The sequence below is a fragment of the Pseudomonas sp. LBUM1678 genome (genome assembly GCF_059695575.1).
The window spans coordinates 4,733,650-4,753,384 of record NZ_CP166775.1 but is presented as its reverse complement, the minus strand read 5'-3'; the positions used below and the strand labels follow the sequence as shown (position 1 = coordinate 4,753,384).

Genomic DNA, 19,735 nt, shown 5'->3' with positions numbered 1-19,735 from the left:
TTCCGGCCACTGTTGGATAATGCTGACCTGTATTGAGGGTCAGAGCGTTCGTATGTCCACTTCATCTTTTTCTGCTGCACACAACCAGGCCAGCACGCTCTACTTGCCGCCAGGTCCGTGGCAGACCGTGCTCGATTGCCTGTGCGAACACTTCAGCGCTATCGGTCGTGAACAATGGCTGGACAGAATTGCTCGAGGTCGTGTGCTTGACGGGCACGGTCAACCGATTGCTCTTGATCTGCGTTACAAGGAAGGCCTGCGGATTCATTACTTCCGTGAGGTGCCGGACGAAAAACCGATCCCGGTGGTTGAGTCGATCCTGTACGCCGACGAACACTTGGTGGTGGCGGACAAGCCTCATTTTCTGCCAGTGACCCCTGCTGGCGAATACGTGGAGCAGACGTTGTTGCGACGGCTGATCCGTCGACTGGATAATCCGCATCTTGTGCCTTTGCATCGCATTGACCGGCATACGGCGGGACTGGTGTTGTTTTCAGCGAACCCTGAGAGTCGCTCGGCCTACCAGTCATTATTTCCTACACGGAATATCGAAAAACGCTACGAAGCAATCGCCCGTGCATTGCCTGAGCTGACCTTTCCATTGGTTCATAAAAGTCGGCTGGTCGATGGCGAGCCATTCTTTCGCATGCAGGAAGGTCTGGGCGTCAGCAACACCGAGACGGCAGTCGAGGTTCGTGAGAAGAACGGCGATCTCTGGCGTTATGGACTTTACCCGGTGACCGGCAAAAAACATCAGTTGCGGGTGCACATGACCGCATTGGGCGCCAGTATCTGCAATGACCCGTTCTACCCGCAGGTGCTCAAGGATATCGAGGATGATTATGCCAATCCCTTGAAGCTGCTGGCTCAGGGCCTGCGGTTTGTCGACCCGGTCACCGGTCAGCAACGTGAATTCGAGAGCACCATCACCCTGCAATGGTGATCACACACCAGGCACGAAAAAGCCCGCATAAAGCGGGCTTTTCTGTATCCGGTTGGAGCCGCAAAGATTACAACTCTTTAACGGTACGAACCTGATCCTTGTTGATGCGGGTTTGTTTGCCATCCAGCTGTTCGAACTCGTAGAAACCCGATTCGTCATCGTATTTTGGCGCGTCGACGGCCTGGATTTCGCGACCGTCATTCAAGGTGATCACTGTAGGCGAAGCGCAACCAGCGAGGGTCGCGAGGCCCAGTGCGAGCATGAAAGTGGCGAGGGTCCGTTGAGTCATGAGTGTGTCTCCGAATATGAATTCTTTTGGTAACTGAGCTTGAGACGTATACAACGCGCGCAAGTTCCTTCTCGTGTCAGTCTGACACAGTGTTGTGTGCACTTAACAGCTCGGGCGTGTTGAGGTTGGCGAGGCGAGGGTCGTTGTCGGGGCATTGCAGGGCGGTAGCGCCCATTTTGCGCATGAGGCGGCCCGGGCTGCGTTCGCCCTCGTTCCAGGCACTTTCGAACGCTGCTGAAAGAGCCGCGGGGATAACGCACAGCAACGGTTCCCAGTGTTCGTTATGGCGCAACATCAGCGGTTTGTCCGGATGCTGGCGGGCGGTGTCGCGCATGCTGTGGAGCAGGGCCGCATCGATGCGCGGGACGTCGCATGGCAACACCAGCAGAAAGGGATGGCGGGCGGCCTTGAGGCCAGCGCGAATACCGGCCATGGGGCCGGGGAAGTCGCCCTCGTCGTCATGGACCAGTTGGTCGGCGTAAGGCGCGTATTTCTCCAGGTTCCTGTTGCAGGAGATGATCAGGTCGTCGCTCAGGGTGCGGGTCTTGCGATGCAGATGCGCAATCAGCGGCTCGCCATGCCATTCCAGCAACCCCTTGTCCTGGCCGCCCATGCGTTGGCCTCGGCCACCTGCCAGGAGCAAAATGGAGCAGGGCGGCAAATGTGTATTCGAGGTCATGGCAAGTCTCCATGGGAGCGGCGAAAAAACGGGGCGCTGTGATATAACACCGGGCTGTTTATCCTACAACTGGACGAGCCTATGAAAGCCAAGGCTGATGTACCTTTCGCTCCGCTCAACATCGCGGTGTTGACGGTTAGTGATACCCGCACCCTGGAAACCGATACGTCAGGGCAGGTCTTCGTCGACCGCTTGAGTGCTGCCGGTCATTACTTGGCCGCTCGGGTTTTGCTTAAAGATGACCTCTACAAAATTCGCGCGCAAGTCGCCACCTGGATTGCCGATGATGTCGTGCAGGTGGTGTTGATCACCGGCGGTACCGGGTTCACGGGGCGCGACAGCACACCGGAAGCGGTGAGTTGCCTGCTGGACAAGCAGGTCGACGGTTTTGGAGAGCTGTTCCGGCAGATCTCGGTCGCGGACATCGGCACTTCGACTGTTCAATCCCGGGCTCTGGCGGGTTTGGCCAATGGCACGCTGGTCTGCTGTTTGCCGGGATCGACCAACGCTGTGCGCACCGGTTGGGATGGCATCCTCGCCGAACAGCTGGATTCGCGGCATCGCCCCTGCAATTTCGTCGCTCACCTGAAACAGGCCGAACCCTGTGAATCCCGTGGGTAAGCCTGGTAAAACCGGCAGCCTGATGGCTGTCGAGGTTGCGCTGGCGCGTTTGCTGGAAATGGCTGAGGCATCGAGGATACGTGAGCGTGAGCGCTTGCCGTTGGTGCGGGTTCAAGGTCGCGTACTGGCCGATGACTTGGTCTCGACGCTTGATCTGCCGCCTTGGCCAAACAGTGCCATGGACGGCTATGCCTTGCGCATCGCTGACTGGACGGGAGAACCGTTGGTGGTCAGTCAGAAGATTTTTGCCGGCCAGGCACCCGGACCGTTGAAGCCTGGTACCTGCGCCCGGATCTTTACCGGCGCGCCTGTACCGGCGGGGGCCGATTGCGTCGAGATGCAGGAGAACGCCGAGGTCCAGGCGGATGAGCGCGTCCGTTTTATCGAGACGATGACCACGGGCCAAAACATCCGGCCACAAGGCCAGGAAACCACCGTTGGTGAGCTTGTTTTGCTGGCTGGCACACGCCTCGGACCTATCGAGCAGGGCCTGGCCGCGTCGCTAGGATGTGCTGAGCTGGACGTGGTGCGCAACGTTCGTGTGGCGGTCCTGTCAACCGGGGATGAATTGATAGAGCCGGGCCAGCCCCTTGGGCCAGGGCAGATTTACAACAGTAATCGCGTGCTGCTGTGCAGTTGGTTGCAGCGCTTGGGCTGTGAGGTGATCGATGCCGGAATTCTTCCAGATGATTTAGCCACCACTCGTGCCCGTCTTGGCGAGTTGAAGGATGTCGACTTGATCCTCTCTACCGGCGGTGTGTCTGTGGGGGAAGCCGATTTTCTGGGGATTGCCTTGCGCGAAGAGGGTGAGTTGACCCTGTGGAAACTCGCCATCAAACCAGGCAAGCCGCTGACGTTCGGGCATTTTCGCGGCGTGCCTGTGATCGGATTGCCCGGCAACCCTGCATCGACACTGGTTACTTTTGCCCTGTTGGCCAGGCCCTATCTCTTGCGTCGCCAAGGTGTAAAAGACGTTGAGCCGTTGAGGTTTCAGGTGCCGGCAGGGTTCGACTGGCCCAAGGCTGGCAATCGCCGAGAGTATTTGCGTGGGCGTCTGGAGAATGGTCGGGCAATCATCTACAAAAACCAGAGCTCTGGGGTCCTTCGCAGTGCCGCCTGGGCTGATGGTCTGGTTGAAGTGCTTGAAGACCGCACGTTTATCGAAGGCGATTACGTGAACTTCATTCCGCTGAGCGAAGTCCTGGGCTGATCCTGGCCACAGTCTTGCCACGCAAGCCCGGTTGATCGCTCCGGACTTGCGTGCATGGCGAGCGTTTAACGCGCCAGAAGTGACACGACCTGATCGAAGCGGCTGTTGGCGACCCAGCCCAGCAGCCCCAGGACAACGGCTGTTCCACCCGCAGAATAGGCCAGCCTGTGTTTGATGGATTTCACATCACCACGGACCTCTTCCATGTCTCTTCGGATGCATTTGAGGTGTGTCTCGAGTTCAATGACGCGAGGTTCCATATCAACTCCTCCGGCGGGCTTTGCGCTGTTATTGAATTCAGCCTGATGATTGGCGCGACTTTCTGGCAATGGAGCGACCTGACTGATGGGTAACCTGATGTCATGACTTTGCATGGACTAAAACGCTCCTTGCCTTAAAGCCCTTTGGCTGGCCGACACTATTGTTGATTGCGCTTTGTGCGGCCCTTGAAGAGGGTCTACTCATTGCTTGCACATCCCTGTGTATTTAATGTTGATGACTGATACCGCGGACACCAAGGTGTACCAATCGCCAAGGTTGGTCAATTGAGCCGATTCCTCACATCTTGTAAGAAAATATCCCCCCCTGTAGGACCGCAAGGCTGCGTGCGTCAAAAAAATTCAATTCCTTTCGACTTTTATAGGGGTTGGTGAGGTCAACATTTCCCATACGGATTCCAAACATGGGAGCGACGATAATGACTGAGCGCAAGGCGCTGTTGATTCTGCATGGCAAGCAGGCACTCAACGAGGAGGTCCGAGCGGCCGTCGACGTCAAGCGCCAGCAGGGCTGGGAGTTGGCGGTCCGACTGACCTGGGAGGCGGGGGACGCGCAACGGCTGGTGGAGGAAGCGCTGAATGCAGGCTATACGCACCTGATTGCCGGCGGCGGTGATGGCACTTTGCGTGATATCGCCGAGGCCATGGCAGCGCATTCGACGCAAGCCAGTCTGGTGCTGATGCCACTGGGCACTGCCAACGATTTTGCGCGCGCCGCCGGTGTGCCCCTGGAACCCGATCTGGCGCTGGACCTTCTGGAGGCCACCCCGCACGCGATCGATCTGGGGGAAGTGGGCGGACAGGTCTTCCTGAACATGGCCACCGGCGGTTTCGGTAGCCAGGTGACGGCGAATACGTCGGAAGACTTGAAAAAAGTCCTCGGGGGCGCCGCTTATCTGTTCACCGGGTTATCGCGCTTCAGCGAGTTGCATGCCGCCTACGGCGAGTTGCAAGGCCCCGACTTTCAATGGAGCGGTGAGCTATTGGCGTTGGGGATCGGCAATGGCAGACAGGCTGGCGGCGGTCATGTGCTGTGCCCGGAGGCGCTGGCTGACGATGGTTTGCTGGATATCAGCATTTTGCCTGCGCCGCAGGAGTTGGTCGGTACGTTGAAAACGCTGCTGGCCGATGGATTCGGCATCGACAACATGTTTGTGCGAGCTCGCCTGCCATGGGTCGAGATCAAGGTCGCGGAAGGCCTCTACATCAATCTGGATGGCGAACCTATTGAGGGCGAGAGCCTGCGATTCTCGGCGCGTCCAGCGGCATTGCGCGTGCATTTGCCGCAGAACTCGCCGCTGCTGAGTGCTTCGAAAACGGCTAGTCGTCCAGACTGATAATTTGCTCGCGTACGGCAAACAGAACCAGGCCGGCCACGTCGTAGATCTGCAAGCGCTTCATGATCTGCGAGCGGTGGGTTTCAACGGTTTTGATACTGAGGCCCAGGCCATTGGCAATTTCCCGGGTGGATTTGCCACGAACAATCAGTCGCAGGATTTCCAGCTGACGGGCCGTCAGGTTGTGCGAGTCCTGCGGCTCGGGCCGCTGTTTCTGGTTGCGGATCAGCGCCTGGTTGATGACCGTGTGGGCAATGGCCGGGCTCAGGTAGCGTTCGTTATTGCGCAAGGCGTCCAGGGCATGTTCCAGCTCGGTGGCCGTGGTGTCCTTGAGCAAATATCCATGAGCACCGGACTCGAGCGCCTGCATGATGAGGGCAGGGTCGGTGTGCATCGACAGGATCAGCACCTTGCTTTGCGGGCGTACCCGCTTGAGTCGTTGCAAGGCTTCAAGGCCGCCGGTCTCCTTCATGGAGATATCCAGCAGAACAATATCAGGGGACAGCTTCTCGACCATTTCGAGTAACTGCGAGCCGTCATTGGCCTCACCAATAACCGCGTAGCCGGGAATATCCAGCACCAGAGCGCGCACGCCTGCCCTGATAAGCGAGTGGTCATCCACCAGAAGTAAGTTACAAGTCAATGCATAACCTTATTCGTACTGGCCCGTTCGAGCGCACGGGGCGCCCAGGGAAAGAGTGCTTCGATTTGAGTGCCTTTGCCCGGCTCGCTGGTCACCGCCAGGGTGCCGCCCAGTTGATCGATCCGCTCAACCATCCCGGCCATTCCGCGCTGTCCTTCTCGACCCGGGTCTGCTGCTGGTGCGAACCCCAGGCCATCGTCGCTGATCAATAGCGCCAGGCCCTGGGGCATGCGTTGCAGGCGGATCAACAGGTTTTTCGCGTCGGCGTGACGCAGAATATTGGTCACCGCTTCCTGGGTGATCCGGAAGGCGGCCACCGCCATTTCCTCCGGTATGCCGGTCAAACGTTGATGGCATTCCAGGCTCCAGTGCACCGATGTATTGGCCAGGGTCTTGAGCAGATGCGCTCGCAGACTGGCTTCCAGCCCTAGACTGGCCAACTGCCTGGGATTGAGAATGGCTGAAACATCGCGAACCTTGGCCAGGGTTTCGTCCAGTGTGTCGCAGAGCACCGAGAACTGCCCCTGCATGTCTTCAGGCATCCGGCGTTTGAGCCATTCACTTTGAAGTTTTGCAGCGGTCAGCAACTGGCCGATGTCGTCATGCAGTTCTCGGCTGAGCCGGTGGCGTTCGTTTTCCTGTACTTCCAACAGGCGGTCGGCCAACTCTTGCGGCTGAAACTTTATCGACTTGCGCGAGAGCAAGTGTTGGCCCCAGACGCAGGCGAGCGCCGCAATATTGAGTACTAGCAGGCTCGCGGGCAGTGGAACAGACAGGCTGAAGGCCAGCAGGCTGCCAAGTGCCGAGCTGGTGCACAGTAAAAGCGTGAACCGCCGCGCGTTTTTTTGGGAGGGTGGCCATAGGGTGATTGACTTGAGACTGGCGTACATAGCGGATGGAGCCAATGGATGTTCGCTGCGGGCAGACCGGCCATCGTGGTTGACGGGTCTCTGTCTGAAAATCTGTAGTGACTCGTCTCAAGCAGTGCCGTCCAGGATTGAAACTGCAGCCGTTAACTTATGGGGCTGCTCTCTCATCTGAAGTCACTTTGCCATTAATTGGCGTCAACTAATGGTCGGCATAATACCACTTAAGATACCGTCGGTCGCGTTTGCTATATATGTCTATTCGGTCAGGAATTAAAGTTCTGGACGATAGTTCCACAATGGAAAAAGATTTATGGAGGCGGGATTGTTGTTTGTATCGAGCTGTCGTTGAGAGGTATGAAATATTCAATTGCGACATGTGCTCACTCAAGTTAATGACCGGCAGCATGGCAATAAGAATACGCAACAGGGATTTGTTATCTGGCGAATTAAGCCTGCCGCTCCGAATAGCTGACGAGTGTGAACGGTTTGGAATTAACCGGTAACTGAAAATGGCTTTGCCCGACCTGAAACGCAAAGGCTTCGATCAGGGAAGTCTGTTCACTGTCATCCAGGCTGAGTTGGCCAGTGGTTTGATCGATGAGTTCGAGTTGCCAGGCCATCAGCGTGAAGCAGTCCTTCAGCGCACCCAAGGCCTGGTCGTGCAGGTCCATGTGGCTTTGGGCGTGGTTCAGCAAGCCATGGATGTGCAGAGAAAATTCGGATACCGCTTCCAGTGCCAGAGCATCGGCCTTGCTGGCCAATTTGAGGAGGCTGCTGAGCATGCAATCGATTGCGTCCTTGTCATTGCTGATCAACTGCAGGTGGCTAAGGCACTCCTCCGATTTGGCCAGGAGCGTTTCAGCCTCGACGAGAAACTCCGGAAAGCGCTGAGCCCACTGTTTAGGGTCGTTCGGCATGCTTATCTCCACAACGTCATGTCAAATGAGGGGATGTCGTGTGTGTCGACAAACACGTCCAACGTCCCGACGCTGCCGTGCCAGCATGAGATCGCGCTCCGGCAGGCCTGGGCGCAGGCTGGGGAACTCGAGAGGGTGGATGGCCACTTACCTGCGATCGCACACAAAAGCCTGACTCCGTTCATGCAATGAGAATGGCGTCACATTAATGGCTATTGGATATTGCGAATATCAGGTTGGGCCTGATTGTTACTAGGGGAATCCCTTACACAGGGGAACCTAACGTGCAAACCGAGGTCGCGCCGCAGGGGATGAAGCAGATGAAATCACGGCGCCAGTAAAGCATGATGTTAATGTGACATCAATGCCCGGTCGTGGCATTTTGTCTCAGGGTCAAGGTCTGGCAGAAACAGCCGATAACCCTCTTTAGTGAATTCATCAGTACAAGCCCAGGAGTCATTAATGGCCGGCATTCTCGACACGGTAGACCAACGCACGCAACTGGTGGGTGAGAATCGCCTGGAAATTCTCATGTTCCGACTGGCCGGTCGGCAATTGTTCGCAATCAACGTCTTTAAAGTGCAGGAAGTGTTGCAACTGCCGAAGCTGACCCTGATGCCCCAGCGTCATCCGTTTGTCTGCGGCGTGGTCAACCTGCGTGGGCAGACGTTGCCGGTGATCGACCTGTCCCAGGCCATCGGCATGCGTCCGCTGGTGCCGAGCCCTACCAGTACGATCATCGTCACCGAGTACAACCGTTCGGTGCAGGCGTTCCTGGTCGGCGGCGTGGACCGCATCGTCAACATGAACTGGGAAGCCATTCTGCCACCGCCCACCAGCGCCGGCCGCCAGCATTACCTGACCGCCATCAGCAAGGTCGACGATCAGTTGGTGGAAATCATCGACGTCGAAAAAGTCCTGGCCGAAATCGTGCCGTACAACGCCAAGGTCTCGCGCGAGAAACTCGACGACCCGGTGCTGGAGCGCGCTCGCGGCCGTGAAGTGCTGCTGGTGGACGACTCCAACGTAGCCCTGTCGCAATTGCGCGACACCCTGGGCCAGTTGGGCGTGAAGATGCACATCGCCAGCGACGGCTTGAAGGCGCTGAACATGCTCAAGGCCTGGGCCGATACGGGCGTGTCGATGACCGACAAACTGCTGATGGTGTTTACCGACGCGGAAATGCCGGAAATGGACGGCTATCGCCTGACCACCGAAATCCGAAACGACCCGCGTCTGCGCGGCCTGTACGTGGTGCTGCACACGTCGCTGTCGGGCAGCTTCAACGACTCGATGGTCAAGAAGGTCGGCTGCGACAACTTCCTCTCCAAGTTCCAGCCGGACAAACTCGTCGACGTGGTGCGCCAGCGCCTGATGCTCGATGAAGTGCCTGCCTGATCTGGACCTGAGCAATCAACCTGTGGGAGCGAGCTTGCTCGCGATGGCGGTGTCGCATTCAGCACTCATGTTGACTGTTCCGTCGCTATCGCGAGCAAGCTCGCTCCCACAGGTTTTTTCAGCCTTTGATTCGGCGATCAAGCTCGTATAGGGTGGCTTTTTTTGCCCACCAGGGAGCTGGCCATGTTGCGTTTGAGCGCGCTTTACCGTTATCCGTTGAAATCCGGCAAGGGCGAGACCCTTCAACAGGTCGGCCTCGACAAGCTGGGGCTGGACGGTGATCGACGCTGGATGCTCGTGGACGAGGCCAGTGGGCGCTTCCTGACTCAGCGCGCAGTGGGGCAGATGAGTCAGTTGTCGGCGCTGTGGAATGCCGACGGTGGCTTGACCCTCAGTGCTCCCGGGCGCTCAGCGATTGATATTGCCTTGCCGCCCAGCAACGCTGAGCTACGGGGCGTGACGATCTTCAAAGACAGTCTGCGCGTGCCCGATGCCGGCGATGAGGCCGGCGCCTGGCTCAGTGAGTTCATTGGAAAACCGACGCGACTGGTGCAAATTCCGCTGGATCGCGCGCGCACTACGCAAGCGGGCTACGGCAGGGACGACGATCAGGTGGCGTTCGCCGATGGCTTCCCGCTGTTGCTGATCGGGCAGGCGTCCCTGGAAGACTTGTCGCAAAAGGTCGGGCGCTCGCTGGAAATGCTGCGCTTCCGACCGAATCTGGTGATCGAGGGCAGCGAGGAGTATGCCGAAGACAGTTGGAAGCGTATCCGCATTGGCGATGTCGAGTTCCGCGTGGTCAAGTCCTGTTCGCGTTGCATCCTGACCACCATCGACCCGCAAACCGGTCAGCGCAGCGATGATCGCGAACCTCTGGCCACGTTGCAGAAATACCGTTCCGAGGCCGACGGCGCGATGTTCGGGCAGAACCTGGTCAACGACAGCAACGGCCAACTTGAAGTCGGTATGCCGGTGACGATCCTGGAATAAACAGACTGAATGAAAAATGCCCGCGTCCAAAAAGGACGCGGGCATTTTTTTGTCGCTGTGAAAACCCGGGGGGTTAGCCGCGGTATTCGCACAGGTAAGCGGTGTCGACGGCCACTTTCAACTGGAACTTGCTATTGGCAGGCACGTTGAACTGGCTGCCGGCGGCGAAGGTTTCCCAGTCGCTGCTGTCAGGCAGTTTGACGGTCAGGGCGCCGGTCACCACGTGCATGATTTCGCTCTGGCTGGTGCCGAATTCGTATTCGCCCGGAGCCATGACGCCGATGGTCGCAGGACCTTCAGCGGTGCCAAAGGCGATCGACTTGACGGTGCCGTCGAAGTACTCGTTGACTTTAAACATGGGCGATTCCTCGAAAAGGGCTAAAAAGGGCCAGCCAGTATGCACAAGGCCTCGAATGCCGTCACCTCTCCTGGGGGAAAACCTGTGGCAACAAACGCGCCGTATTGCGCGCGTCCTCCAGTGCCCGATGCTGTTGGCCATTGAACTGCATGCCGACCAGTTGCAGAGCCCCATTGAGTCCCAGCGGGCGCTCCAGGCGTAGGGCCTTGGCAAAGCGCTGTTTGAGATTCATGTGAGGCACGCTACCCAGAATGCTGACCAGTTTTAGTCGCTGCCATTCCTGAAGCAGTTGCTTGCGATCGTAATCGCCCCAACTGGCCCAGCCCTCCAGAACCGATTGATGGCGCCCGAGCCATTGCTCGAAGGACGGCCAGACCTCGCTCAGCGTCTGCGCTGCATCGACGTTAGCCTGAGTGATGTGCGTCAGTTCCCGGCAAAACGGCGTCAGGAGCGGCCGCACCAATGGCCGTACGAAGCACTGGAAAAAATCCACTTCGCATCCTTTTCGGTCCACCAGGGTGGCACCGATTTCGATGATTTCCATTTCCGTTACTGGCCAGCCACCGTCATCGGTGGTGGCTTCCAGATCGATCACCAGCCAGTGAGGCATCGCAGGGTTCCTGGTATCCGCGTCCTGATAGGGCTTGAGCGTAGCCAAAGCCGACGGATCCGCCTAGCGGCTTATTCGACCTCCAACAAAATCTGACGATTTTTCACCTGATCGCCGACCCGGACCTGCAAGCGTTTAAGCACCCCGTCGATGCCTGATTTGAGCGGGTGTTCCATTTTCATCGCTTCGAGCACCACCAGCAGCTGACCTTTGCTGACCGGGCTGCCCTCGCTGACCAGCACGTCGACGATCGCCCCGTCCATGGGCGCCTTGAGCGTGCCCGAGCTGACGCTGGTCTGGCTGCTGACCAACGCTTGGGTGCGATCGACCAGACGCAAGCTGCCGGGGCGGGTGAACAGCCAGAGTTGCCCGGCCGCGAGGCGGTAGGCATGGCGTTGGCGGATGCCGTCAATCACCAGAGTTGCCCAGCGTCCGTCGCACTGGATGACGTTCAATTCGAGGGTTCGGTCGCCGACTTGCGATCGGAAAGGTGCGTCAGGCACTGCGTTCAATTCCACCTGCCAGTCCTGATCCTCCAGGCCGATTCGATAGTGCAGGGGCACGCTGGCGTTGTTTCGCCAACCGGCCAGCGGGGCGGGGTGAGCTTGCGCCGAAGCGTGATAGAACAGCGCAGCAGCGATGGCCAGTTCTTCGGCGCTCGGTACCGACGGATGCAGGCAAGGATGGTCGGCGAAACAGCTCGGGATGAACCCGGTGCTGAATTCGCCGCTGATGAACTGCGGGTGTTGCAGCAGGCTGGCGAGCAAGCGCTGATTGCTTTGCACGCCTAGCAACACGCTGTCCTGCACCGCCCGCAGCAGTTTGCGCCGGGCTTCTTCCCGGGTAGCACCATGGGCGATGATTTTGCCCAGCAGCGGATCGTAAAACGGACTGATGTGCTGACCTTCGATCAAGCCATGATCGATCCGCACACCGTCTTGCAACGCGAGCTCCCAAGCCTCGATTCGACCGGTTTGCGGCAAAAAGCCCTGAGCCGGGTCTTCAGCGTACAAGCGCACTTCCATGGCATGCCCGCTGAGCTGCACCTCTTCCTGTTTTAAAGGCAGCGGCAGGCCCTCGGCGACGTGCAGTTGCCAGGCCACCAGATCGAGGCCGGTGATCAATTCGGTCACCGGGTGTTCCACTTGCAGGCGGGTGTTCATCTCCAGAAAGTAGAACTGCCCCCGCGCATCCAGCAGGAACTCCACGGTGCCGGCGCCCACGTAATTCACCGCGCGCCCGGCCTTGAGCGCCGCTTCACCCATGGCCTGACGCAATTCGCTGGTCATCACCGGGCAGGGCGCCTCCTCGATGACTTTCTGGTGGCGACGCTGGATCGAACAGTCGCGCTCCCCGAGGTAGATCAGGTTGCCGTGCTGGTCGCCAAACACCTGGACCTCGACATGGCGCGGATCGATCAGCGCTTGTTCGAGGATCAGTTCGTCGCTGCCAAACCCGTGCAGGGCTTCGGAGCGCGCGGTTCGCAGCTGTTCCAGCAAATCGTTGGCGCTGTGCACCAGGCGCATGCCGCGTCCGCCACCGCCGGCGCTGGCCTTGATCATCAGCGGGTAGCCAATGCGCTGGGCTTCGCGGCTCAGGGTCGCGTCGTCCTGTTCGGCACTCTGATAGCCTTTGATGCACGGCACGCCGGCCGCGAGCATGGCGAGTTTCGACCGCCGTTTGCTGCCCATCAACTCGATCGCTTCGGGGCTCGGACCGATGAAGGTGATGCCGGCGTGTTGGCAGGCGAGGGCGAATTCTGCGTTTTCCGAGAGGAAGCCGTAGCCAGGGTGAATCGCGTCGGCACCGCTGCGCCGGGCGGCGTCGATGATTGCCGGGATGTTCAGATAGGACTGCTGCACCGGGGCCGGGCCGATGTTCACGGCTTCATCGGCCATTTGTACGTGCAGGGCGTCGGCGTCGGCATCGCTGAATACGGCAACGGTGCGATAGCCCAGGGAGTGGGCGGTGCGCTGGATGCGACAGGCGATTTCACCGCGGTTGGCGATCAGGATTTTGCTGAGTCCGGGCATTGGGTCTTCCCTTTTGTTTTGCGGTGAATGTGATGGCCTCTTCGCGGGCAAGCCTCGCTCCTACAAGGAAATCATCACCCCTGTAGGAGCGAGGCTTGCCCCGGGCGGCGTTCCGACGAAGCTTTTAAATGGCCCACCCCGGTTTACGTTTTTGCACGAAAGCCATCGTCCCCTCGACTCCCTCAGCCCCGGTCACCGCTTCGCTGAACCATTCGGCCGCCTCATCCAGTAGGGCGTCCGACGGTTGTCCCGCACTCGCCAGCAACAGTTTTTTGGTCGTGGCATTCGCCCCCGGCGCGCAGCACAACACATGGGCGAGGATTTCATCGAGGCGCTCGGCCAAGGCTTGCGCGTCATGCTCGACGAAATGCACCAACCCTATGCGCCGCGCCTGGGTGCCATCGAAACGCGCCGCCGTCAGTGCCAGTCGACGTGCCTGGGTCAAGCCGATGCGCTGCACCACGAACGGCGCGATCTGTGCGGGAAGCAGACCGAGGCTGGTCTCCGGCAGACCGAACTGTGCATTATGATCAGCCAGGGCGACGTCACTGACGCAGGCCAGCCCCAATCCACCGCCGAGCACCGCACCTTGCAGCACCGTGATGACCACTTGCGGCGCGTGTTGCACCTCTTGCAGCAATGCGCCGAACGCTCGGTTCAAGTCGCGATAGGCCTGCGAACCTTGAGCCCGGGCATTGGCCATGTCCTTGATGTCGCCGCCGGCACAAAAATGCCCACCGGCACCGCCGATCACCAATGCACGAATCTCTCGATCATCACGCACTGCGGCCAGCACCGCACGCAGCTCGTCGACCATCTGCAAGCTCATGGCGTTGCGGTTTTCCGGTCGATTGAGGGTGATGTGCAGCACGCCGTTATGGGGTTCGAGCAGCAATGTCTGGCAAACCGGCAGGGCGCTCATTTCTTTTTCCCCGGCAGGATGCCCATGAGTTTGCAGATGATCCCCAGCATGATTTCGTCGGCCCCACCGCCGATCGATACCAGCCGCACGTCACGGTAGGCGCGGGCCACCGGGTTGTCCCACATGAAGCCCATGCCGCCCCAATATTGCAGGCAGCTGTCGCTGACTTCCCGGCCCAGGCGCCCGGCCTTGAGTTTGGCCATCGACGCCAGGCGCGTGACGTCCTGGCCTTTGATGTATTGCTCGGTGGCCTGATAGACCAACGCCCGCAAGCATTCGATTTCGGTTTGCAGTTCGGCCAGGCGGAAGTGAATGACCTGGTTGTCGATCAGCGCGTTGCCAAAGGTTTTGCGTTCCTTGCAGTACTCGATGGTGCTGTCGACGCAGTATTCCAGGCCCTTGATCATGTTCGCCGCGCCGAACAATCGTTCTTCCTGGAATTGCAGCATCTGCATCATGAAACCCGCGCCTTCATGGCCGATGCGGTTACGTTGCGGCACGCGCACGTTGTCGAAAAACACTTGGGCGGTTTCCGAACTGCGCATGCCGAGCTTGTCCAGGTGCAAACTGAGGCTGATGCCCGGGTTGTTCATCGGCACCATGATCAGCGACTTGTTGATGTGCGGTTTGTCGTCCGACGTGTTGGCCAGCAGGCAGATGAAGTCGGCGCTTGGCGAGTTGGTGATCCACATTTTGCTGCCGTTGATCACGTAGTCATCGCCGTCCTTGCGCGCGGTGGTTTTCAACCCGGCCACGTCGGAACCTGCACCGACTTCGGAGACGCCGATGCAGCCGACCTGTTCGCCCGTGATCGCCGGACGGAGGAATTCTTCGCGCAGTTCATCAGAGCCGAAGCGGGCGAGGGCAGGCGTGCACATGTCGGTCTGCACGCCGATGGACATCGGGATCCCGCCGCAGTGAATCGTGCCGAATTCTTCGGCGGCGACGATCGAATAGCTGTAGTCCAGCCCCATGCCGCCAAACTGTTCCGGTTTGGAAATCCCCAGCAGGCCGAGGTCGCCAGCCTTGCGGAAGATCTCGTGAATCGGGAAGCGTCCGGCCTTCTCCCATTCCTCGACGTGCGGATTGATCTCGTGATCGACGAATTGCCGGACCGTGCGACGCAATGCTTCGTGTTCCTGGGTGAAGATCATTTTTATTGTTCTCCTGTGATCCGCGATCAGAATCTCGCGACGCCAAAACTGTTGGTTTGCAGCGGCCGCACGTCGGCCTCGTGACAGATGTCCAGCAAGTAGCCGAGCAAGGTCCGGGTATCCCGGGGGTCGATCAGCCCGTCGTCCCACAAATTGGCGCTGCCATACAGCGCGGTGGACTGGCTGTCGAGTTTCTGCGCCGTGACCTGTTCCAGCATGTCGAGCATCTTCGGGTCAGGCACCAGACCGTCCTTGAGCTGTTTGGCCTCAGTGACGATTCGCAGCACCTTGCCGGCCTGAGCGCCGCCCATGACGGCGGTGCGGCTGTTGGGCCAGGCGAAGATGAAACGCGGGTCGAGGCCGCGCCCGCACATTGCGTAGTTGCCGGCGCCATAGGAGCCGCCGACGACGATGGTCAGCTTGGGCACCCGGGCGTTGGCGACCGCCTGGATCATCTTCGCACCGTGTTTGATCACGCCTTGCTGTTCCGATTCGGTGCCGACCATGAACCCGGTGGTGTTGTGGAAAAACAGCAGCGGCGTCCGGCTCTGGTCACAGAGTTGTATGAACTGCGCCGCCTTGCTCGCGCCCTTGGGGGTGATCGGGCCGTTGTTGCCGATGAATCCGCACGCGCGGCCCTGAATGTGCAAATGGCCGCAAAGGGTCTGCTGATCGAACTCGCCCTTGAATTCGAGGAAGCTCGAACCGTCGGCAATCCGCGCGATGATTTCGCGCACGTCATAAGGCTTTTTCGGGTCGTCGGGGATCAGCCCGAGTAACTCGTCGATCGGGTAGAGCGGGTCTTCCCAGTACCGGGCGGGCGCTGCCGGTAACCGCGCATTCCACGACAGCAGGCTGATGATTTCGCGCACCTGACGCACGCCATCGGCATCGTTCTCTGCCAGGTATTCGGCGGTGCCGGCGGTTTGCGCGTGCATCTCGGCGCCGCCCAGTTCTTCATCGGTGGCGACTTCACCGGTGGCGGCCTTGAGCAGCGGCGGGCCGGCCAGAAACAGCTTCGCCTTGCCGCGCACCACCACCACATAATCCGAGAGCCCCGGTTGATAAGCTCCACCCGCTGTGGCCGAGCCGTGGACCACGGTGATCTGCGGCAGCCCCATGGCTGACATTCGCGCCTGATTGGCAAAGCTGCGCGCGCCTTCGACGAAAATCTCTGCTGCGTAATTGAGGTTCGCGCCGCCGCTCTCGGCGAGGGTGATCACCGGCAGTTTGTTCTCCATGGCGATCTGTTGCAGGCGCAGGGACTTTTTCAGGCCGCTGGGGGAAATGGTCCCGCCCTTTATCGCGCTGTTGTTCGCCACCACCAACACCCGCACGCCAGACACGTAGCCGATCCCGGCGATCAAGCCGCCACCGGCCGAGCTGCCGTCCTTGTCATCGTGCAATTTGTAGCCGGCCAGGCTCGCCAGTTCGAGGAACGGCGCGCCAGGGTCGAGCAGCAGATTGAGGCGTTCACGGGGCAGCAACTGGCCGCGCTTGTCGAATTTTGGCTTGGCTTCGGCCGCCTTGTTCAGCAGGTTTTGTTCGAGCTGGCGGACCTGCTCGATGCCGACCAGCATTGCCGTGCGGTTCTGGGCGAACTGTTCGCTGAACGGGTCCACGTGTGACTGGATCACCGGCATGGCTTATTCCTTGTCCTTGAGTACGTCGGGCAAGTACGCTCGATGGAAGCCGTTGTACGACTCGCTGTTCTGCGCCTTGTGAATCGGCCATGCCCGACCGCCAAGGCTCGCCGCACCGTCGATGCGCAGCGTGCTGCCGCTGACGAACCCCGCCGCCGGGCTGAGCAGGAAAACAATTGCCGCGCTGACTTCGGATTCAGTGCCGATGCGCTTGAGCGGCACGTGCTCGCGCAAGGTCGGAATCACCGCTTTGAATGCACCTTCGTAGGTGTCCATGCCGCTCGATGCCACCCAGCCCGGCGCCACCGCGTTGACCCGCACCCCGGCATAACCCCATTCGAAGGCAGCGGTCTTGGTGAGGTTATCCATACCGGAACGCGCAGCGCCCGAGTGGCCCATCCCGGGCATGCCGCCCCACATGTCGGCGAGCATGTTGACGATGGCGCCGCCGTGTTTGCTCATCGACTGATTGAACACTTCCCGGGCCATCAGGAAACCGCCCACCAGGTTGGTGCGCATCACCGTTTCGAAACCCTTCTGATTGATCGAAGCCAGGGGCGACGGGTATTGCCCGCCGGCATTGTTGACCAGGCCGTGAATCGGGCCGTGCTTGCAAATCAACTCGCTGACCAGATGCCTGACCGCTTCCTCTTCACGAATATCGCAGGTGGCCCAATCCGCCTTGCCGCCGTCTTCGGCAATCTCGGCGGCGACGCTTTTCAACTTGTCAGCCTTGCGTCCGATCAGCAGCACGTGGGCACCGAGCGCCGCCAGCTCATGGGCGGTGCACCGGCCGATGCCGCTGCCGCCACCGGTGACGATGATGTTTTGGCCTGCAAACAAATCGGCTTTGAAAATCGAATCGTACGCCATGGCGACAGTCCTCTAGTTGACCTGGTCGGCGATGCGCTGGGGCACCGGAATCTGGATGTCCAGCAACTGCTGGGCGAAGGCTTTGCCTTGCGGATCGATTCGCAGGCTGGCCACGCCACCACCGCCGAGGGCGTTTTCCAGGAGAAAATTGAAGCTGTGAGTGCCGGGCAAATACCAACGCTCGACACGTCCATGTACCGGGTCGAGGACGTGGCTCATCCAGTCGACCATCACCTCGGGCGTCAGGGCCTCGGCGATCCATGGCAGATACTCGGGCGCACGGGCCATGACGCCGATGTTGCTGTGATTGCCCTTGTCACCGGAGCGGGCCACGGCGAGTTTGATCAGGGCCACGCTGGCATCGGCGCGACCTGTGGGTTGCGGCGGGTCGAACGGTACGGGCAAGTCATCCGGGTCGAGCACATCGACGGCGGGCAGGGCGCACGGGTGGCGCTGACCCTGCAGATCAATTTCCAGCGTGCAGGCAGTTTTGTCGATGAGAAACGAGAACAGCCGGATCAGCGGATACACCGTCGGCCGCCCGCCGACAATCCCGGTCAGCCCCGGCGCCATGCCGGTAGCGGCCTGGGCGATTTCCCGGGAGAAGACAATCAATGCCTGTTTGCTCGGATGACGCACCGCGAGTTTGATCACCACTTCACGGCTGTCCTGACGTTGGCCGTGGGGACCGTACGTGGCCTCGCTGCCCAGGAGTTCAATGTTCACTTCGCTGTAGGGCGCCCAGCCGCGCTGGCTGAAGATGTCCGATGTCTTGTTGATGATGGCGTCGCTGACTCGACGCGCCTTGTCGACCGCATCGATCCCCGCGATCAGGCAACTGGCGGTGCAGCGGAAACCGTCCGGATACGTGGCGCTGACCTTGTATTGATCGGTTGGCGGCAAGCCTTTTGCGCCATGTACCTGAACCGCGTTTTTACCCTGTTGCACCAGTTTGACCTGGGTGAAATCGCAGACCACGTCGGGCAGCAGGTAGGCCTGTGGATTGCCGATTTCATAGAGCATTTGTTCGCCGACGGTCAGTGGCGTGACCAGTCCGCCGGAGCCCTCGGGTTTGCTGACGATGAACTGGCTGTCGGCGCTGACTTCGACGATGGGGAAGCCAATGTGTTCGTAATCGGGCACGTCGCGCCAATCGGTGAAATTGCCGCCGGTGCACTGGGCGCCACATTCGATGATGTGCCCGGCCAATGCGGCCTGCGCCAGCTTGTCGTAGTCATGCCAGGACCAGCCGAATTCATGCATCAGCGCGGCACTGACCACCGCACTATCGACAACGCGACCGGTAATGACGATGTCGGCACCCAATCGAAGGGCTTCGACAATGCCCGGTGCGCCGAGGTAGGCATTGGTCGAGACGCACATCGGTGGCAAGGGTGCGCCACTGAACATTTCGTGCAGGCCGCGGCTGCTCAACTGTTTGAACTGCGGTTGCAGGTCGTCGCCCAGCAGCACGGCGATCTTCAGTGCCACCCCGGCCTTGTCGCAGGCCGCTTGCAGCGCGGCGGCGCAGGCCTGTGGATTGACCCCGCCGGCGTTGCTGACGACGCGGATTTTCTGTTCGGCGAGTTGCCCCAGCAATGGGCTGAGGACTTCAATGAAGTCGCCCGCATAGCCCGCCTGCGGATCTTTCATCCGTGCACCGGCCATGATCGACATGGTGATTTCGGCCAAATAGTCGAAGACCAGGTAGTCCAGGCGTCCACCGTCCACCAGTTGCGCGGCGGCGGTCGAGGTGTCGCCCCAGAACGCGCTGGCGCATCCGATGCGAATTGTTTTAGGCGCAGCCAATTCCATAACCACCTCCGACAGAAGTGCATCGAGACTACCAAGCAAGCGCTTGGTTTGTAAACGGCTGAAATATCTTCTGCCCGAGCGCTTGCTTGGTTGCCGTCGCCAGCTTAAATTGCCCGCGCAACCCCGCTGTTTTAGCGGCGGGCGGCGCATTTG

The 19,735-nt window shown here is 59.7% G+C and carries 20 protein-coding genes; 6 read left to right on the top strand and 14 right to left on the bottom strand.

Translation table 11 applies throughout. The features are described from left to right. Positions 1-52: 52 nt before the first annotated feature. A complete protein-coding gene (locus ACA070_RS21515; RefSeq protein WP_497448267.1) occupies positions 53-943 on the top strand; it encodes a pseudouridine synthase in 891 nt (296 codons plus the stop codon). 67 nt (positions 944-1,010) lie between these two features. On the opposite strand, the gene ACA070_RS21510 is transcribed toward ACA070_RS21515, so the two are convergent. Together ACA070_RS21510 and mobA are read right to left on the bottom strand one after the other, a co-directional pair. Further along, positions 1,011-1,232 carry a YgdI/YgdR family lipoprotein gene (locus tag ACA070_RS21510; protein ID WP_109633577.1) on the bottom strand — a complete coding sequence of 74 codons (222 nt, stop codon included), beginning with the start codon at positions 1,230-1,232 and terminating at the stop codon, positions 1,011-1,013. Between the two features lie 76 nt (positions 1,233-1,308). Then, positions 1,309-1,911, bottom strand: coding sequence for a molybdenum cofactor guanylyltransferase MobA (gene mobA / locus ACA070_RS21505; RefSeq protein ID WP_497448266.1), 603 nt, complete (start codon positions 1,909-1,911; stop codon positions 1,309-1,311). 81 nt (positions 1,912-1,992) lie between these two features. Here mobA and moaB point away from each other — a divergent pair, with 81 nt between their 5' ends. Both moaB and ACA070_RS21495 read left to right on the top strand, forming a co-directional pair. Further along, a complete protein-coding gene (gene moaB, locus ACA070_RS21500; protein WP_462028063.1) occupies positions 1,993-2,532 on the top strand; it encodes a molybdenum cofactor biosynthesis protein B in 540 nt (179 codons plus the stop codon). After that, positions 2,516-3,742, top strand: coding sequence for a molybdopterin molybdotransferase MoeA (locus tag ACA070_RS21495; RefSeq protein WP_497448265.1), 1,227 nt, complete (start codon positions 2,516-2,518; stop codon positions 3,740-3,742). Before moaB ends, ACA070_RS21495 begins: the two co-directional genes overlap by 17 nt. Positions 3,743-3,807: 65 nt before the next feature. Here ACA070_RS21495 and ACA070_RS21490 read toward each other — a convergent pair whose 3' ends face one another. Further along, positions 3,808-4,116, bottom strand: a complete 309-nt coding sequence (locus ACA070_RS21490) for a hypothetical protein (RefSeq protein WP_497448264.1) — start codon at positions 4,114-4,116, stop codon at positions 3,808-3,810. A 323-nt stretch (positions 4,117-4,439) separates the two neighbouring features. On the opposite strand from ACA070_RS21490, the gene yegS reads away from it, so the two are divergent. Further along, positions 4,440-5,357, top strand: a complete 918-nt coding sequence (gene yegS, locus ACA070_RS21485; RefSeq protein WP_497448263.1) for a lipid kinase YegS — start codon at positions 4,440-4,442, stop codon at positions 5,355-5,357. Here the strand turns inward: yegS and ACA070_RS21480 are convergent. From ACA070_RS21480 to ACA070_RS21470, 3 genes are all read right to left on the bottom strand, one after another. Then, positions 5,341-6,000, bottom strand: a complete 660-nt coding sequence (locus ACA070_RS21480) for a response regulator (RefSeq protein ID WP_497448262.1) — start codon at positions 5,998-6,000, stop codon at positions 5,341-5,343. The genes yegS and ACA070_RS21480 overlap by 17 nt on opposite strands. Further along, positions 5,997-6,890: a sensor histidine kinase gene (locus tag ACA070_RS21475; RefSeq protein ID WP_497452000.1), complete on the bottom strand. Its 894-nt coding sequence runs from the start codon at positions 6,888-6,890 to the stop codon at positions 5,997-5,999. The genes ACA070_RS21480 and ACA070_RS21475 overlap by 4 nt, the downstream gene beginning before the upstream one ends. A 425-nt stretch (positions 6,891-7,315) precedes the next feature. Then, positions 7,316-7,786 (bottom strand): hypothetical protein, encoded by a 471-nt coding sequence (locus ACA070_RS21470; protein ID WP_497448261.1) that lies wholly within the window; start codon positions 7,784-7,786, stop codon positions 7,316-7,318. 462 nt (positions 7,787-8,248) lie between these two features. Here ACA070_RS21470 and ACA070_RS21465 point away from each other — a divergent pair, with 462 nt between their 5' ends. Next, the gene (locus ACA070_RS21465; protein WP_131060074.1) at positions 8,249-9,184 is read left to right on the top strand and encodes a chemotaxis protein CheV; all 936 of its coding nucleotides are present in this window, start codon (positions 8,249-8,251) and stop codon (positions 9,182-9,184) included. A 183-nt stretch (positions 9,185-9,367) separates the two neighbouring features. Further along, positions 9,368-10,174, top strand: a complete 807-nt coding sequence (locus ACA070_RS21460) for an MOSC domain-containing protein (RefSeq protein ID WP_497448260.1) — start codon at positions 9,368-9,370, stop codon at positions 10,172-10,174. A gap of 73 nt (positions 10,175-10,247) precedes the next feature. Here ACA070_RS21460 and ppnP read toward each other — a convergent pair whose 3' ends face one another. The 8 genes from ppnP to ACA070_RS21420 all read right to left on the bottom strand — a co-directional run bounded on the left by ppnP (position 10,248) and on the right by ACA070_RS21420 (position 19,582). Beyond that, positions 10,248-10,532, bottom strand: coding sequence for a pyrimidine/purine nucleoside phosphorylase (gene ppnP / locus ACA070_RS21455; RefSeq protein WP_497448259.1), 285 nt, complete (start codon positions 10,530-10,532; stop codon positions 10,248-10,250). Between the two features lie 61 nt (positions 10,533-10,593). After that, entirely contained in the window at positions 10,594-11,142 is a 549-nt protein-coding gene (locus ACA070_RS21450) for a 3'-5' exonuclease (protein ID WP_497448258.1), read from the bottom strand. A 71-nt stretch (positions 11,143-11,213) separates the two neighbouring features. Continuing rightward, on the bottom strand, positions 11,214-13,175 hold the full coding sequence (locus ACA070_RS21445) for an acetyl/propionyl/methylcrotonyl-CoA carboxylase subunit alpha (RefSeq protein ID WP_497448257.1): 1,962 nt from the start codon (positions 13,173-13,175) through the stop codon (positions 11,214-11,216). A gap of 124 nt (positions 13,176-13,299) precedes the next feature. Beyond that, complete coding sequence (locus tag ACA070_RS21440) at positions 13,300-14,097, bottom strand: enoyl-CoA hydratase/isomerase family protein (RefSeq protein WP_497448256.1); 798 nt, start codon at positions 14,095-14,097, stop codon at positions 13,300-13,302. After that, positions 14,094-15,251: a citronellyl-CoA dehydrogenase gene (gene atuD, locus ACA070_RS21435; protein WP_497448255.1), complete on the bottom strand. Its 1,158-nt coding sequence runs from the start codon at positions 15,249-15,251 to the stop codon at positions 14,094-14,096. Before atuD ends, ACA070_RS21440 begins: the two co-directional genes overlap by 4 nt. 26 nt (positions 15,252-15,277) lie before the next feature. Continuing rightward, positions 15,278-16,894 carry a geranyl-CoA carboxylase subunit beta gene (gene atuC, locus ACA070_RS21430; RefSeq protein WP_497448254.1) on the bottom strand — a complete coding sequence of 539 codons (1,617 nt, stop codon included), beginning with the start codon at positions 16,892-16,894 and terminating at the stop codon, positions 15,278-15,280. Positions 16,895-16,897: 3 nt separating this feature from the next. Further along, the gene (locus ACA070_RS21425) at positions 16,898-17,767 is read right to left on the bottom strand and encodes an SDR family oxidoreductase (RefSeq protein WP_497448253.1); all 870 of its coding nucleotides are present in this window, start codon (positions 17,765-17,767) and stop codon (positions 16,898-16,900) included. A 12-nt stretch (positions 17,768-17,779) separates the two neighbouring features. Further along, entirely contained in the window at positions 17,780-19,582 is a 1,803-nt protein-coding gene (locus ACA070_RS21420; protein ID WP_497448252.1) for an acyclic terpene utilization AtuA family protein, read from the bottom strand. Between the last annotated feature and the right edge of the window lie 153 nt (positions 19,583-19,735).

Coding starts and splice junctions, on each gene's coding strand:
- ACA070_RS21440 (WP_497448256.1), bottom strand. CDS start 14,097: ATGAGCGCCCTGCCGGTTTGCCAGACATTGCTGCTCGAACCCCATAAC.
- ACA070_RS21465 (WP_131060074.1), top strand. CDS start 8,249: ATGGCCGGCATTCTCGACACGGTAGACCAACGCACGCAACTGGTGGGT.
- ACA070_RS21475 (WP_497452000.1), bottom strand. CDS start 6,890: ATGTACGCCAGTCTCAAGTCAATCACCCTATGGCCACCCTCCCAAAAA.
- mobA (WP_497448266.1), bottom strand. CDS start 1,911: ATGACCTCGAATACACATTTGCCGCCCTGCTCCATTTTGCTCCTGGCA.
- ACA070_RS21510 (WP_109633577.1), bottom strand. CDS start 1,232: ATGACTCAACGGACCCTCGCCACTTTCATGCTCGCACTGGGCCTCGCG.
- ACA070_RS21470 (WP_497448261.1), bottom strand. CDS start 7,786: ATGCCGAACGACCCTAAACAGTGGGCTCAGCGCTTTCCGGAGTTTCTC.
- moaB (WP_462028063.1), top strand. CDS start 1,993: ATGAAAGCCAAGGCTGATGTACCTTTCGCTCCGCTCAACATCGCGGTG.
- ACA070_RS21425 (WP_497448253.1), bottom strand. CDS start 17,767: ATGGCGTACGATTCGATTTTCAAAGCCGATTTGTTTGCAGGCCAAAAC.
- ACA070_RS21420 (WP_497448252.1), bottom strand. CDS start 19,582: ATGGAATTGGCTGCGCCTAAAACAATTCGCATCGGATGCGCCAGCGCG.
- atuD (WP_497448255.1), bottom strand. CDS start 15,251: ATGATCTTCACCCAGGAACACGAAGCATTGCGTCGCACGGTCCGGCAA.
- ACA070_RS21490 (WP_497448264.1), bottom strand. CDS start 4,116: ATGCAAAGTCATGACATCAGGTTACCCATCAGTCAGGTCGCTCCATTG.
- ppnP (WP_497448259.1), bottom strand. CDS start 10,532: ATGTTTAAAGTCAACGAGTACTTCGACGGCACCGTCAAGTCGATCGCC.
- yegS (WP_497448263.1), top strand. CDS start 4,440: ATGACTGAGCGCAAGGCGCTGTTGATTCTGCATGGCAAGCAGGCACTC.
- ACA070_RS21445 (WP_497448257.1), bottom strand. CDS start 13,175: ATGCCCGGACTCAGCAAAATCCTGATCGCCAACCGCGGTGAAATCGCC.
- atuC (WP_497448254.1), bottom strand. CDS start 16,894: ATGCCGGTGATCCAGTCACACGTGGACCCGTTCAGCGAACAGTTCGCC.
- ACA070_RS21450 (WP_497448258.1), bottom strand. CDS start 11,142: ATGCCTCACTGGCTGGTGATCGATCTGGAAGCCACCACCGATGACGGT.
- ACA070_RS21515 (WP_497448267.1), top strand. CDS start 53: ATGTCCACTTCATCTTTTTCTGCTGCACACAACCAGGCCAGCACGCTC.
- ACA070_RS21460 (WP_497448260.1), top strand. CDS start 9,368: ATGTTGCGTTTGAGCGCGCTTTACCGTTATCCGTTGAAATCCGGCAAG.